This is a genomic window from Candidatus Nitrotoga fabula, from assembly GCF_905221025.1.
Taxonomy (GTDB): Bacteria; Pseudomonadota; Gammaproteobacteria; order Burkholderiales; family Gallionellaceae; genus Nitrotoga; species Nitrotoga fabula.
On sequence record NZ_CAJNBL010000041.1, the window covers coordinates 40610 to 56240 of the forward strand.

Annotated in this window: 12 protein-coding genes; all 12 read left to right on the plus strand. The window is 50.2% G+C overall.

Annotation, left to right across the window (positions count from 1 at the left end):
* Window positions 1-289: 289 nt before the first annotated feature.
* The 12 genes from KJA68_RS09160 (at window position 290) to alkB (ending at window position 15629) form a co-directional block, all read left to right on the plus strand.
* On the plus strand, window positions 290-859 hold the full coding sequence (locus KJA68_RS09160; protein WP_213036635.1) for a YceI family protein: 570 nt from the start codon (window positions 290-292) through the stop codon (window positions 857-859).
* 283 nt (window positions 860-1142) lie between these two features.
* Window positions 1143-2246, plus strand: coding sequence for a tRNA guanosine(34) transglycosylase Tgt (gene tgt, locus KJA68_RS09165; protein ID WP_213036636.1), 1104 nt, complete (start codon window positions 1143-1145; stop codon window positions 2244-2246).
* Window positions 2247-2283: 37 nt separating this feature from the next.
* Window positions 2284-2607 (plus strand): preprotein translocase subunit YajC, encoded by a 324-nt coding sequence (gene yajC, locus KJA68_RS09170; protein WP_213036637.1) that lies wholly within the window; start codon window positions 2284-2286, stop codon window positions 2605-2607.
* 9 nt (window positions 2608-2616) lie between these two features.
* On the plus strand, window positions 2617-4428 hold the full coding sequence (gene secD / locus KJA68_RS09175) for a protein translocase subunit SecD (protein ID WP_213036638.1): 1812 nt from the start codon (window positions 2617-2619) through the stop codon (window positions 4426-4428).
* A 35-nt stretch (window positions 4429-4463) separates the two neighbouring features.
* Entirely contained in the window at window positions 4464-5393 is a 930-nt protein-coding gene (gene secF / locus KJA68_RS09180) for a protein translocase subunit SecF (protein WP_213036639.1), read from the plus strand.
* Window positions 5394-5396: 3 nt separating this feature from the next.
* Window positions 5397-6044, plus strand: a complete 648-nt coding sequence (locus KJA68_RS09185) for a DedA family protein (RefSeq protein ID WP_213036640.1) — start codon at window positions 5397-5399, stop codon at window positions 6042-6044.
* A gap of 673 nt (window positions 6045-6717) precedes the next feature.
* Window positions 6718-8274 (plus strand): efflux transporter outer membrane subunit, encoded by a 1557-nt coding sequence (locus KJA68_RS09190; protein WP_213036641.1) that lies wholly within the window; start codon window positions 6718-6720, stop codon window positions 8272-8274.
* Between the two features lie 43 nt (window positions 8275-8317).
* Complete coding sequence (locus KJA68_RS09195) at window positions 8318-9499, plus strand: efflux RND transporter periplasmic adaptor subunit (protein ID WP_213036642.1); 1182 nt, start codon at window positions 8318-8320, stop codon at window positions 9497-9499.
* 17 nt (window positions 9500-9516) lie between these two features.
* Entirely contained in the window at window positions 9517-12618 is a 3102-nt protein-coding gene (locus tag KJA68_RS09200) for an efflux RND transporter permease subunit (protein ID WP_213036643.1), read from the plus strand.
* A gap of 205 nt (window positions 12619-12823) precedes the next feature.
* Complete coding sequence (locus tag KJA68_RS09205; RefSeq protein ID WP_213036644.1) at window positions 12824-13378, plus strand: NUDIX domain-containing protein; 555 nt, start codon at window positions 12824-12826, stop codon at window positions 13376-13378.
* 199 nt (window positions 13379-13577) lie between these two features.
* Complete coding sequence (locus KJA68_RS09210; protein WP_213036732.1) at window positions 13578-14780, plus strand: ammonium transporter; 1203 nt, start codon at window positions 13578-13580, stop codon at window positions 14778-14780.
* Between the two features lie 195 nt (window positions 14781-14975).
* Window positions 14976-15629: a DNA oxidative demethylase AlkB gene (alkB, locus tag KJA68_RS09215; RefSeq protein ID WP_213036645.1), complete on the plus strand. Its 654-nt coding sequence runs from the start codon at window positions 14976-14978 to the stop codon at window positions 15627-15629.
* Window positions 15630-15631: the final 2 nt, after the last annotated feature.

The window sequence follows — 15631 nt, forward strand, 5'->3', positions numbered from 1 at the left end:
GGCATATTGCGCTATTATGCAAAGATATATGGAGCATCTTACGTGCCGGGGTTGTCCGGATAAAATAAGCCATATTGTGAATGGGTTTGTTTTTTATTATTGGGTTTTTCTGATCATTCAATAAGCTTTATGAATCGTAATCGCCATGCAGGTCGGTAAAATCTGACTGAAATTTGGCGAGTCTGCGTGCCCGTGGCTTGAACAGTACAAATTTAATCCACAGTCAGGTATTCTTTAAGCAGGTGTTGCACTTTAAATTTGAATCTGCGTAATTAATAAGGAGATCGTGATGCTGAAACAAAAAATTATATTTACATTGCTGCTTGCAACTTTGCCGTTTACAGCCAAGGCTGCAGATTCGTATGTGATTGACCCTCAGCATACGTATGGGCATTTCTCGGTCAATCATTTGGGCTTTTCGACGATGCATGGTCGTTTTGATAAAACAGGCGGTACAATTATTCTAGATCGTGCTGCAAAAAGCGGATCGGTTGATGTCACCATTGATGCTTCCTCCATCTCCACTGGGTTTGTCAAACGTGATGATCACCTGCGTTCGCCCGATTTTTTCAATGTTGCTGAATTTCCTTCTCTTACCTATAAATCTAGTGCGATTAAATTCAAGGGGGATGCTCCGGTAAGTGTTGAGGGTAATCTGACTTTACTCGGGGTAACCAGGCCGGTAGCTCTTACTATTGTTTCCTTTAGATGTGGGAACCATCCGATGAATAAAAAGGAGTTATGCGGTGCCGATGCCAGGGCGAAAATCAAGCGTTCGGATTTCGGCATGAAGTTTGGGTTGCCTAACGTAGGGGATGAAATTGTTCTGGAATTCGAAGTGGAAGCCTATAAAAATTAATTCCTGGATTTAAGGTAAACAAATGGCAAGCATCTGCTTGCCATTTTTATGGTCAGGGAAAATGCTGATGAAAGGGATTGCATTTGCAATTCAAAAATTTCATGCCAGAAAAAGGATGCGCAATCGTTTCATCGCGCGCGCCATTTTTTCCGGAAAGATCATTTCCTAGGATACCGCTTTGTCCTGTTGCCAGATTTTTATGGCGGGCGTATTTTTTACGCCGAAGCAACATGGGTACAGCTTTAGGGTAGCAGTTTTTGCGACAGTTTAAGGATAGATGCTGATGGATTTTTGCGTGAACGCAACGGACGGATCGGCCCGTCGCGGTACCCTGTCCCTGGCACACGGCATTGTTGAAACTCCTGCCTTTATGCCAGTAGGGACTTATGGAACGGTGAAGGCCATGTCGCCAGCCGAGTTAAAGGAAATTGGTGCCCAGATCGTACTAGGGAACACATTCCATTTATGGTTACGTCCGGGCATGGAAGTGATTGAGGCGCATGGGGGGCTGCACGCATTCATGGGCTGGAATGGGCCGATTCTGACCGATTCGGGGGGATTCCAGGTTTTCAGTTTGGGTGCCCTGCGAAAAATTACCGAAGAAGGGGTGCGATTCCGTTCTCCTGTGAATGGGAATCAATGTTTTCTGACACCGGAAGAATCTATGCGGATTCAGCGGGTTTTGAATTCTGACATTGTGATGATTTTTGATGAATGCACCCCATTCCCTGCGGATGAAAGGCAGGCGGAAAACTCCATGCATCTCAGTTTACGTTGGGCAGAACGATCGAAGCGTGCTCATGCCGATAATGCCAATGCACTTTTCGGCATTGTGCAGGGTGGCATGTTCGAGCATCTGCGCGATGAGTCTTTGCGTGAGCTGGTAAATGTTGGTTTTGACGGTTATGCAATAGGAGGCCTTTCTGTGGGGGAACCCAAAGAGGACATGTTGCGGATTTTGATGCATACCTCGCCGCAGTTACCTGCAGCCAAGCCGCGATATCTGATGGGCGTTGGCACACCGGAGGATCTGGTGGCTGCCGTTACTTACGGCATAGACATGTTTGATTGTGTTATGCCTACACGCAATGCCCGCAATGGGATGCTTTTTACCCGAAATGGAGATATTAAAATTAAAAATGCCCAGTACCGTATGGACACGCAACCGATTGACAAGAATTGTATCTGTTATACCTGTCGTAATTTTACCCGTGCTTATCTGCATCACCTCCACCGTATTGGAGAAATACTCGGGGCACGTCTGAATACCATACATAATTTACATTATTATCACGACTTGATGTATGAAATCCGATCCGCCATTACAACCGGCAGGTTTGAAGAGTTTGTCTCTCGGTTTAGGCAAGCCCGTGCCAGTTCGTGCTAGAATCCCGGGCTACTAGATTTTAACCGGGGGAAGTGTAATGTTGATTAGCAATGCCTTTGCACAAACCGCTCCAGCTACGTCTGGCTCAGGTTTGCTGGAATTTCTGCCGTTGGTCATAGTATGTGCAGTATTCTATTTTCTGCTCCTGCGTCCGCAACAAAAGCGCGCCAAAGAGCAAAGAGCGATGCTGGCCGCCCTGCAAAAGGGGGATGAGATTGTTACCATAGGCGGACAAATAGGCCGTGTTTCCAAAGTTGGTGAAACCTATGTGAGTCTGGAAATTGCCGACAACCTTTTCGTACATATCCAGAAAAATGCGGTTCAGACCGTTTTACCCAAGGGAACCATCAAGTCGATCTAAGGTACTGAAATGAACCGTTATCCGCTGTGGAAATATCTGCTTGTCATGGTCGTAATTATTTTTGGCTTTATTTATACCTTGCCAAATTTTTATGGTGAATCTCCCGCTGTTCAGATATTGCCATTGCGCGCCAATCTTAAGGCGGATCATGCCTTGCTGCAAAGGGTGGATCAGGCGATCAGGGCGGCCAATCTGGGCACTGAAGGGGTTGTGCTTGATTCTACCAGTGTGAAGGTACGTTTCAATAGTACCGACACGCAGCTGAAAGCCAAAGATATTCTGCAGTCCCAGCTGGGCGATGACTATATGGTCGCCGTTAACCTGGTGTCGCGATCCCCGCAATGGCTGACTGCAATGAATGCGCAGCCGATGTATCTTGGGTTGGATCTGCGTGGTGGGGTACACCTTTTGTTGCAGATTGATATGAGCAGCGCTCTGGAGAAGGCGGTAGAAGCCGCTTCCGGTGATATGCGCAGTGTTCTTCGTGAACGCAATATTGCCTATTCCGGTGTCAGTCGTGAAGGCAGGGAAGTGACGGTCAGGTTTCGTGACGAAGAGATGCGCAACAAAGCCTTGGCGGAATTCAGGCAACGTTTCGGTAATTTGAACTTTATCGATAAAAATGCAGGAAATGAAATAGTTCTGCTTGCAACAATCAGACCGGAGGAAGAAAAACGCATTCAGGAATCCGCCGTGCAGCAGAATCTGGTTACCTTGCGCAATCGTGTCAACGAACTGGGTGTGGCTGAGCCTATCATCCAGCAGCAAGGAGTGGATCGCATAGTAGTACAGTTACCTGGCGTGCTGGATACGGCGCATGCAAAGGATATCATCGGACGTACTGCCACGCTGGAAGTGCGGCTTGTGGATGATGAACACTCATTCAGCGAAGGTTCTCCTGTACCATTTGGTACGGAAATGTTCAAGGATCGGGATGGCACTGCGCTATTGGTGAAGAAAAACGTGTTGCTCACTGGCGAGCGCATTCAGGATGCACAGCCGGGCTTTGACAATCGAACCAACGAACCGGCGGTGCATATCAATCTGGATGGCGCAGGTACGCGCAAATTCAAGGAAGCGACACGCGAAAACGTGGGCAAGCGGATGGCGATCCTGTTATTCGAGAGGGGAAAGGGTGAAGTTATCACCGCTCCTGTGATCCGTGAGGAAATTGGAGGCGGCCGTGTGCAAATTAGCGGTCAGATGGATACCAAGGAAGCAAATGACATTTCCCTGTTATTGCGTGCCGGTGCACTGGCTGCACCGATGGAAATCATTGAAGAGCGTACTGTCGGCCCCAGTCTCGGTGCGGATAACATAACCCGTGGTTTTCAATCCACGCAGATCGGTTTTGCAGCGATTGCAATTTTCATGATTGCCTATTATCTGATGTTTGGCATGGTTTCGGTTCTGGCGCTAGGCTCCAACCTGTTGTTGCTCGTGGCATTGCTTTCCATGCTGCAAGCTACGCTGACCCTGCCCGGGATGGCAGGCATCGCTTTGACCCTGGGAATGGCGATTGATGCAAATGTGCTGATTAATGAACGCATACGGGAAGAACTGCGTAACGGCATTACTCCACAGGCGGCAATTCATGCCGGATACGAAAACGCATTTCGGACTATCCTAGATTCCAATATTACCACCCTGATTGCAGGTATAGCGTTATTTATGTTCGGCTCAGGAGCGGTGCGCGGTTTTGCGGTTGTATTGTGTCTGGGTATTCTTACTTCGATGTTCAGCGCGGTGCTGATATCACGCGCACTGGTCAATCTGATCTACGGGCGCAAGCCGCGCCTGACCAAGATCTCTATCGGTTAAACCGCCATCCGACCAAGGATTTGAAGAGGCAATAAATGGAATTTTTCAAGATCAAGCGCGACATCCCGTTTATGAGTTACGGGAAATATACCACTACGATTTCCCTAGTGACATTTATCCTGGCGGTGTTTTTTATTGCAACCAAGGGCCTGAATTTTGGTGTGGACTTCACCGGAGGAACGGTGATGGAGGTGCATTATTCTCAGGCCGCGGATCCAGGCCGGGTGCGCGAGCAATTGGCGGGAATAGGGCTGAATGACGTGCTGGTCCAGAATTTTGGATCCAGTCATGATGTGCTGATTCAAGTATCGCTCAAGCAGAATGTCGTGGGAGCCAATCTGAGCGAGATGATACTTGCACAGCTCCGCCAGCAGGACGCCAGTGTAGAAATGCGCCGTGTCGAATTTGTCGGTCCGCAGGTAGGCAAAGACCTGGTGGAAAATGGTGCGCTTGCTTTGTTGATCGTGTCTATGGGTATTGCGTGCTATCTGTGGCTCCGGTTTGAATGGAAGTTCGGTCTTGCCGCGGTTATCGCCAATTTGCACGATGTTGTGATCATACTTGGATTTTTTGCCTTTTTTCAGTGGGATTTTTCACTTACCGTGCTGGCAGCGCTGTTGGCGGTGCTAGGATATTCGGTAAATGAATCCGTGGTTGTGTTTGACCGAATCCGGGAAAATTTCCGCAAAATGCGTAAAACCGGGGTTGCAGAAATTATCGATAATGCGATTACACGTACCATGTCGCGTACCATCATCACTCATTTCAGCACCCAACTGGTTGTGACTGCAATGCTGTTTCTTGGCGGAGAAACGTTGCATTATTTTGCGCTTGCGTTAACGATCGGCATTTTGTTCAGCATTTATTCCTCAGTGCTCGTAGCTAGTCCATTGCTTATGCTGATGGGGGTTTCCCGCGAGGATTTCATCAAGACGGAAAAAGTCGCTGAAGAAGTAATGCCCTAGGCCGTGGAACTGCTCGCTTCCTTTATAGACATAGTCCTGCACCTGGATGCACATCTGCTGGCTATCATCCAGACATATGGCATGTGGGTCTATGTCATCCTTACCCTGATCATTTTCTGTGAAACCGGGTTGGTGGTCATGCCGTTTCTGCCTGGGGATTCATTGCTGTTCGTGGTAGGGGCGCTTTGCGGGGTCGGTGCGCTGGAAATTAAGTTAATTTTACCATTGTTGATTGCAGCGTCCTTCCTGGGAGACAGCGCCAACTACTGGATTGGCCGGTTGGTGGGAATACGTATAGTCAAGCTTGCGAATTCGCGCTTTCTTAAAATTGAGCATCTGGAAAAGACGCGTATTTTCTATCAGAAGCATGGTGGTAAGACGATATTGTTTGCCCGTTTTTTGCCCATTATTCGAACTTTCGCTCCGTTCGTGGCTGCCATTGGTTCAATGCGCTATCGTCTCTTCATGCTGTACAGTGCCCTGGGAAGCATCTCGTGGATCACTGTGTTCGTACTGGGGGGCTATTTCCTGGGTAATATCCCCGTAGTGAAAGATAATCTGACCCTGATGGTTCTGACGGTTGTTGCCGTTTCATTTCTGCCAGCGCTGCGCGAATATTTCCGTCACCGTCGTACACAAGGTGTGCAATAATTTTTCATGACCCGTCCGATTGATTGGTTTTTGCCTGTCATTTTAATTTCCTGAAGAATAGTCTCGTTTTTGGGAAAAAATGATCATTGAGGCAGCCATCTGTCTTGTATTTTGATGTCGCTTGATTTAATCCAAATTTAATATAGCATATCAAGTCAACCGGAATTCTATCGTAACCGTTGTTACACCGAGTTCACGGTAAAATAAAAGGCATGACATTATGATTCGAATAGCAAAACCCGATAATGCATGGAATGGTTGTAGAAAAGGATAGATGTAATTCGTCTTGCGGGTACAGTTGAAATTTAACATCAATGGCTCATTCGTATATTTTTTCCTTTTGCATGGATGAATTGTCTGCTGCAGCGTGTATGGTTGGCCGACCGTTTCGCTCTCACCGATTTTAAAAACATGACGTATATGTCTGCCATGTTGTCAGCTCGTCGAAGAAATAGCCGGAATTCTTCCAGCTACAATTTTTTCTTCAGATACAGAAAGCAAGGCCTACTATCGAACCTCCCAAGGAACAGCATGTGCAGGTTATGGGATATCGTCGTATATCCGGATATTCATTAACATGCCAATCCATTGCAAGCTTGAAGACCGGGGTATGGATTCAGCCGCAGGCAATGTCAGTCACTTGAAAATCACAACTGGCCAAAAAGAGACTGGCATGTCCCGATTCAGGAGGATTTATACAAGAAATCTGTTTAACCGGGTTGCGGTCGCGTTTATGGTGTTACTCAGCGGCTGTGCGATGGGTCCTGATTTTAAAAAACCAGCTGCACCGGTTTCAAGTGGCTATTCCCCTCAATCCGAAAATGGGCATGCCAGCCCTGAACCGGGTCAGGCAGCAGGGCTGCAAAAGTACAATGTAACGGCTGCCATTCCGTTTGACTGGTGGACACTATTCCATTCGCCGCAGATCAATTCATTGATTGAGCGCGCTTTCAAGGCTAATCCCTCAATTCAGTCTGCACAGGCAGCATTGCGTGAAATGCAGCAGAGTGTGATTGCGCAACAGGGGTTTTTCTATCCCACTGTGGGTATTGGCTATACTCCCTATCGTGAAAAACTTGCCGGAAATAATGGGGGGAATGCGCTGGGTCTGCAAGGGAATGGCAGAAATATTCAAACAGTTTCCAATCCGGCCGGGCCGATATTTGTTGGCCCAGCCTATTACAACTATCATCTCGCCAGTTTGAAAGTAGGCTATGTTCCGGATGTTTTTGGCAGCAACCGCCGGCAGGTCGAGTCTCTGCAGGCGCAGTTAAGCGCGCAGCGCTTCCAGCTGGAAGCAACCTACATTACGCTAGCCTCCAATGTTGTGGCCGCCGCATTGCAGGAAGCATCCCTGAGAAGCCAAATCGAGGTCATGCAAAAAATAGTCAGGCTCAGCAATGAAAACCTGGAAATTATGCGCAAGCAGCTTAAGCTCGGTTATATTGCCGAAGCAGATGTGGCGAACCAGGAGGCCGCAAGAGCGCAGGCAGAACAGGCACTTATTCCATTGAAAAAACAGCTTGAGCTTACCCGCGACCTGATCCGGGCACTTGCAGGTAATCTGCCCGATGAAGAGGTGCCTGAAAAATTTGAACTTACAACGATCCGACTGCCGGAGGAACTCCCATTAAGCCTGCCTTCCCAGCTTGTCGAGCAGCGCCCTGATATCCGCGCCGCCCAGGAGCAGTTGCATTCGGCCAGCGCGGAGGTCGGCGTGGCCATAGCCAGCAGGCTGCCCCAGTTTTCGATTACCGGAGCGATCGGCGGAATGGCCTCGACGCCATCGTGGATGTTTAAGACCGGCGGCCCGTTTTTTTCGTTGCTGGCCAATATTTCACAAACCCTGTTCGATGCCGGGACTTTGAAGGCAAGAGAGGGCGCAGCAAGGGAGCGCCTGATCCAGGCCAGCGCGGATTACCGGACAGTGGTGATTACCGCATTCCAGAATGTGGCCGACACGCTGCATGCAATCCAATCGGATGCTGATTTCCTGGAAGCTGCAGCGCGTTCCGAGAAAGCCCTGAAAGCCGCTGCCGAGATTACCCGAAAGCAATATAAGCTGGGTTATGCCAGTTATCAAATGGTTGTAATGGCAGAGCAAAGTCATCAGCAGTCGCTGATTAACCTGATCCAGGCCAAGTCAAACCGTTTTGGCGATGTGGCAGCTTTATATCAGGCGCTTGGCGGAGGGTGGTGGAACCGTCCCGGTTCCACAAGTGTGAATTGACCTATTCATGTTTTCCTTCCCCGGCAGACGAGAAAGAAATTTAATGAACCAGCGCTACAGAAAGCTGCTTATCCTGACTTTAGTTACCATTCTGGTGTTTGTGGCAAGTTACTGGGGATGGATCAGACTGCACTCTTCCATGCCGGAAACCCGCAAAGAGCCTCCCCCTGTCCAGTCGGCTGCCGACGAACTGCGGTTTGCGGCAAATGCGCCACAATTGTCGTTTTTGAAAATCAAGATGGTTGAAGCATTTCCCGAACCCTTGGTAGAACCCCTGAATGGGCGTATTGCCTATAATGATAATTATACTGCCCGTGTTTTTTCCCCTGTTGCCGGTCGTGTAATCAAAATTCCAGCCGAAATAGGGATGCCGGTCAAGAATGGAGATGCCCTGATTGTGCTTGATTCTCCGGATTTTGCCCTGGCTCTGGCTGATCTGGAAAAGGCCAAGGCAGACCTGTTGCGCAAGCAAGAGATTCATGAGCGAGCCAGGCTGCTTCTGGAAATCAAGGGGATTGCTCTCAGGGAGGTTGAAACCGCTGCTGCCGACTGGCAGCAAGCCAAGGCAGAATTCCTGCGCGCCAAGGCAAGGCTGAAGAATCTGAATGCCGAAGCTTCAGCCGCAGGTGGGCAGTTTGTTTTACGTGCGCCTTTGGCCGGGGTGATCAGCGAACGTCAGGTAAATGCCGGTAGCGAAGTACAAGCCAGGGCGGATGCTGACCGCCCGCTGTTTGTAATCACCGATCCCTACCGTCTTTGGGTGCAGATTGATCTGCCGGAGAGACAGCTCGATAAAATCAGTCTCGGGGATGTGGTTTTCGTAGAAGTGGACGCTTATCCCGGGGAAACCTTTCAGGGGAAGGTGACGGTCATTGGCGGCGCTGTCGATCCCCTTACCCGACGGATACAGGTACGCTGTGATATTGACAATCCTTTGCTCAAACTCAAGCCGGAAATGTTTGCCAGGGTTACTCCGATTGCAGGAGAAAAATTCAGGCTCCCGCGAGTACCCAATGCAGCCATTGTAACCCAGGGTCTATATAGCTATGTGTTTGTCGAAAAATCCCCTGGTGTGCTGCAGCGACGGCGGGTTACCTTAAGCCTCCAAGGTATCGAATATGCCTATATCCGGGAAGGCTTGCAGGAAGGAGAGCGTGTAGTGACCAGTGGAGCCCTGCTGCTCAATTCCGAACTCGGAGCAAGCGGGAATACCGCTCCCAATTAAACCCTGGCGCTGATTTAATGTTAGAAAAACTCATTACCTTCGCATTGCATCAGCGGGTATTTGTGCTTGTTGGTACGCTTGTATTGATCATTTATGGCTGGATGGCGGTTGGAAATCTGCCAATTGAAGCTTTTCCGGATGTGCAGGACGTGCAGGTGCAGATCGTTACCCAGGCTGTGGGTCTGGCTCCGGAAGAAGTGGAGCGTAGCGTAACCCTGCCGATCGAACGTGAAATGAGCGGTGTTCCCCGCATGACCCAGTTGCGTTCTGTATCGATCACTGGCCTGTCGGTCGTAACCCTGACTTTTTCTGACCGAACTGATGATTATTTTGCCCGTCAGCAGGTTCTGGAGAAATTGCAGAACATCAGCCTGCCCCCGAATATACAGCCTAGCCTCGCGCCACTAACCAATGCAGTGGGGGAGGTGTTCCGTTATGTGCTGCAAGTCCCGCAAAGCATGGAGCCCCGGGAAGCACGTGCCCTTCAGGACTGGATATTGCGCCCCGCGCTACGTCAGGTTCGCGGTGTGGCGGACGTAGTCAGTTTCGGTGGCGCAGTAAAAGAGTATCAGGTCCATATCGATCCCTTCCGCTTGCGCAAATACAATGTAACCATTAATCAGGTGGCACAGGCTCTGGGCGCAAATAGCAACAATGGGGGAGGAGGGTTGCTGATTCGGGGCGATGAATCACTGGTAGTGCGCAGCATCGGGCTGTTTAAAAACCCTGGCGATATTGCACGTGTTGTGATCATGGCCAAGGATGGCAAGACGGTTCTGGTCAGCGATGTGGCCGAGGTTGTGATCGGGGATCGACCCCGTTCCGGTATTGTGGCTTTCAATGATTACGATAATGTCGTGCAAGGCATTGTGCAGATGACCAAGGGGCAAAATGCCACCAAGGTTGTGGAAGCACTAAAAACTCGTATGGAAGAAATTGAATACAAATTACCGCCCGGGGTAAAAATCATTCCTTACTATGATAGAACCGACCTGGTGCGGCATGCGGTACATACCGTAAGTGAAAACCTGATCGTCGGGGCACTGCTGGTTATTGCGATTCTGATCCTGTTTCTGCGTAGCTGGTATGCGGCGCTTGCCGTTGCCGTGATTATTCCGCTTGCCATGCTGTTTGCGTTTATCCTGCTGGATCAGGGGGGGGTATCTGCCAACCTGATTTCACTCGGCGCGGTTGATTTCGGGATTATCATTGATAGCGCTGTAGTGCTGATCGAAGCACTGATGGTGAAGCTTGCCCTGGCCAAGGCAAGCGGATTACCCCAGCAACAGACCTACGGCTGGCGCCTGCACCTCATCAAGCAGACCAGCATTGGAATGGGAACGCCAATTTTGTTTTCCAAGGCAATCATCATACTGGCGTTTTTGCCGATTTTTACGTTTCAGCGGGTGGAAGGAAAGATTTTCACTCCGGTAGCGCTTACTCTGTCATTTGCCCTTTTAGGGGCAATTCTGCTAACGCTAACCTTGCTGCCCACCATATTGAGTTACACAGTAAAAAACAAAGATATCTCCGAGAAACACAGCAACTGGATGCACAGGCTACAGGAACAGTATCATGCGTTGTTGCTGTGGGCAATCAGTCGCCGCAAGAGAATTGTTGTTGCCTCAACCTGTTTTCTGGCTGTTACGCTGATATCCGTGCCCATGCTGGGCAGCGAGTTCCTACCCAAGCTGGATGAGGGCAATATCTGGCTGACCATCAGCCTGCCACCTGCAACATCGCTGGATAAAACCAAGGATGTGGAACGTCAGGTAAGGGCGATTCTGAATTCCTATCCCGAAGTGCACAACGTTGCCACGCATGTTGGTCGTCCCGATGATGGCACGGATCCGAAAGGACCGAACAATCTGGAAATCATGGCAGACCTGAACCCGCGGGATACCTGGAGTTTTTCCGATAAAGAAGCGATGATTTCGGATATGACCCGAAAGATTCGTGCGATTCCGGGTGTTCCAACCAATTTTTCCCAGGTGATCCAGGACAATGTCGAAGAAGCACTGTCAGGGGTAAAGGGGGAAATTTCGGTAAAGGTTTACGGACCGGACCTGGAAATTCTGGAAGACAAATCCGAGCAGATTGCTCACATTCTTAGCGGCATCCGTGGTGCGGCCGACGTGGCCGCCATTAAAGTTGGCGGGCAGACCGAAGTGAATATCACCCTCGACCGGATCCGCATGTCGCGTTACGGCCTTAACGTAAACGATGTAAACGACACCATCAAGATTGCCATGGCCAGTAGCACGGTAAACGTATTTTATGACGGAAGCCGTCGTTTTGACGTGACCATTCGTCTGGATAAACCCTACCGGGATGCGGTGGATGATCTGGCGGACCTGCCAGTTACCCTGCCTGCGGGAGGAACGTTACCCCTGGGGTCGATTGCAGATATTACGGTACGCCAGGGGGCGGCACGCATCGGGCGCGAAGCCGGCGGCAGGCTGGTTGCCGTGAAAGCCAATTTGCTTGGGCGTGATCAGGGAAGCTTTGTGGCCGAGGCCATGAAAAGAGTTAATACGCAGGTAAAGCTTCCACCGGGGTACAGAATGACCTGGGGCGGGCAGTTTGAAAACCAGCAGCGTGCCATTAAGCGCTTGCAAGTGATTGTACCGCTCTCCATCCTGATGATTTTTATTCTGCTGTTCTGGGCATTTCGTTCCATGCGCAAGGCGTTGCTGGTGATTCTGATGGTTCCCTTTACGCTGATAGGAGGTATTGCCGGGCTTGGGCTGGCCGGGCTGCACCTGTCTGTTTCAGCGGCAGTCGGATTTATTGCTGTAGCGGGTATTTCGGTTCAGAACGGGGTGATCATGGTGGAGCAATTCATGGAAGGCCTGCGTAATGGCAGGGAAATGTACGAAAGTGTACTGGATGGGGCGGTGGCGCGGCTACGCCCTATTCTGATGACTGCGCTGATGGCCGGGCTAGGCCTGTTACCCGCCGCCCTGTCGCATGGTATAGGCTCGGAAACGCAGCGCCCGTTTGCTGTGGTCATCGTCGGCGGAATTGTATCCGCTACGCTGTTTACGCTGTTATTGCTCCCATTGTTGTTCCCGGTGTTTGCTGAGGAAACCCTTGCTTCCCCCGCTCCTAGCCAATAACCCGTGAATGGGCGTGTGGTTCTTGTTTTCCTGGACAAATTCCATGTTTAGGAGCAGCGGGAACCAAGACATAGGTGTTAGCTGGCCGGGGCATGTAAAATAAAGTCAATTTTATGCAGACGGAAGAAGTGCTGCAATTTTTCCGAATCATGCGTGTTCTCAGTGATGCATGCAAAAAACTTACAGATTCATCAAAGGGTTATTCATGAATTTTAAAGAAAAGCGCCTGGATACGGCTGTCATGTACGAGGGTCACTTTATCCGGGTCTTCAAGGACAAAGTACAGCTGCCAGATGGCAGCGTGAGCGAGCGTGAGCATATAGATCACCCCGGTGCCGTTGCCGTGCTTGCGATTCTGGAAAACGGCAATTTGCTGATGGAGCGGCAATTCCGCTATGCACCGCACCGTGAATTCTTCGAGTTACCGGCAGGGAAAATGGAACGTGATGAAGATATGCTGTTGACCGCACAACGGGAGTTGCTGGAAGAAACCGGATATGTTGCCTGCAAGTGGACGCATTTGACGACAACCTGGCCGTGCATCGGCTATGCCAACGAGCGCATGGAATATTTTCTGGCGCAGGATCTGATGTTCCAGGGAAGGAAGCTGGATGATGGTGAATTTCTCGAAGTATTCGATCTGTCTTTGGTGGATGCGATGGAGTGGATCAGACAGGGAAAAATAAATGACAGCAAAACCATCATCGGCATTTTCTGGCTGGAAAAAATTTTAAACGGCTGGAAAAGCGCCGGGCAGTGAATTTCGGCCATTCATTCGAGTCCGATGCACCAACATGCGGCATGTGCAGACCGGAAATGCATCAAATTGGTGAGCCTGGCCTTTTTTCAAAGGTTTTTTAATTGTTTGAATCTTTTGTAATCATATATTTATAAAACATGGAATGAAATTTGCTTATGTATGATAGGTTCGTTCATACATGGAGCAGAAAATGGAAAGCATCGAAAGTCTGAAATCAGCGAGTGACACATTGCTGGTTCTATTGGGAGCAATTATGGTTCTTGCAATGCATGCCGGTTTTGCATTTCTTGAGTTGGGCACGGTGCGCAAGAAAAACCAGGTCAATGCGCTGGTGAAAATTCTTACGGATTTTGGTATCTCCACGCTGGCCTATTTTTTTATCGGGTACGGCATTGCTTATGGCGTGAATTTTTTCAGCGATGCGTCGCAGCTGGCAGATAAGAATGGCTATGCCCTGGTCAAATTCTTCTTTCTGTTAACTTTTGCGGCAGCCATCCCGGCAATTGTTTCCGGGGGAGTGGCAGAACGGGCAAAATTCAATCCGCAGATTATGGCCACTTTCATGCTGGTTGGCTTTATTTATCCCTTTTTCGAAGGGATCGCATGGAACCATCGCCTGGGTGTGCAGGATTGGCTTCATGGCCGGTTCGGCGCAGAGTTCCACGATTTTGCTGGTTCGGTCGTGGTGCATGCTGTGGGCGGTTGGATAGCCCTGGCTGCAGTCTTGCTGCTTGGGGCAAGGCATGGGCGCTATGGCAGGGATGGGAAAATATCGGCGCACCCGCCTTCCAGCATTCCATTTCTTGCACTGGGCGCATGGATACTGGTCGTAGGCTGGTTTGGATTCAATGTCATGTCGGCTCAGGCAATCGGAAATATCAGTGGTCTGGTTGCCGTTAATTCGCTGATGGCGATGGTGGGTGGAACGTTGGTTGCACTTTGCGCCGGGAAAAATGACCCCGGCTTCCTGCATAACGGCCCGCTGGCTGGACTGGTTGCAGTCTGTGCCGGTTCGGACGTGATGCATCCGATAGGTGCGCTGGTGACTGGTGGCATTGCAGGGGGGCTGTTCGTATGGATGTTTACCCTGACGCAAAACCGCTGGAAAATCGACGATGTGCTGGGCGTATGGCCGTTACATGGGCTGTGCGGCGCATGGGGCGGCATTGCTGCAGGTATTTTCGGCCTGCATTCCCTGGGGGGATTGGGAGGGATTAGCTTCATGGCGCAGGTGATTGGCACGCTGCTGGGCATCGCGGTTGCATTTGGAGGCAGCTTTGCTGTTTATGCAACCCTGAAATATACCGTAGGCATCCGGTTGAGTGCGGAAGAAGAATTCAATGGTTCGGATTTGACCATACACAAGATCACTGCCACACCGGAACGCGAATCGGGATGGTAGGCCGCCATACATACAGCGTGCGCTGGTTACGCGGGAAGGGGGGTTCATTATCTGGTCAGCCCCTGTCAGCAAGGGTAATCGCAGCAAAAATAATGCATTGATAATAGCTAAATATTAAAGTATTGCGAGACATATTTCGAAATTACATGAACATGGTTTAATTTTGAATGGAGTTTCCAGAGCCAAATAAAGAACATGCATCCGGATCTTTTTGACGCGCTGCCGGTTCCTCAATTGCAACCGTTTCGGCTTGATGATGGCGCAGTTTTGCTGCGCGGCTTTGCCGGAAGTGATGACCGGGTACTGCTGGAAGAGGTGGAAAAAATTATTGCCGTGGCCCCGTTGCGCCATATGATTACCCCGGGCGGCTTCCGCATGTCCGTGGCCATGAGCAATTGCGGCCAGGCCGGATGGGTAAGCGATCCGGGCGGTTACCGTTATGATGCGATTGATCCAGAAACGGGTAAGCCATGGCCGACTTTGCCCGCAGTTTTCATGGAACTGGCGAACAGGGCGGCCCGGAGTGCCGGCTATGAAAATTTTATTCCTGATGTTTGTCTGGTCAATTGCTACGTGCCAGGAACACGGCTGTCCCTGCATCAGGATAAGGACGAGCGCGACCCGTCCGCACCGATTGTTTCCGTCTCTCTTGGTCTGCCTGCGGTATTTTTGTTCGGTGGCTCACAGCGTTCCATTCGCCCGATGCGCTATACGCTCCTGCACGGTGATATTGTGGTATGGGGCGGCCCTGCCAGATACCATTTTCATGGGATTGCCCCGCTTGCTGAAGGGCATCATGCGATCGCCGGCCGCAAGCGTATTAATTTAACCTTCAGGAAGGCCCTGTAACC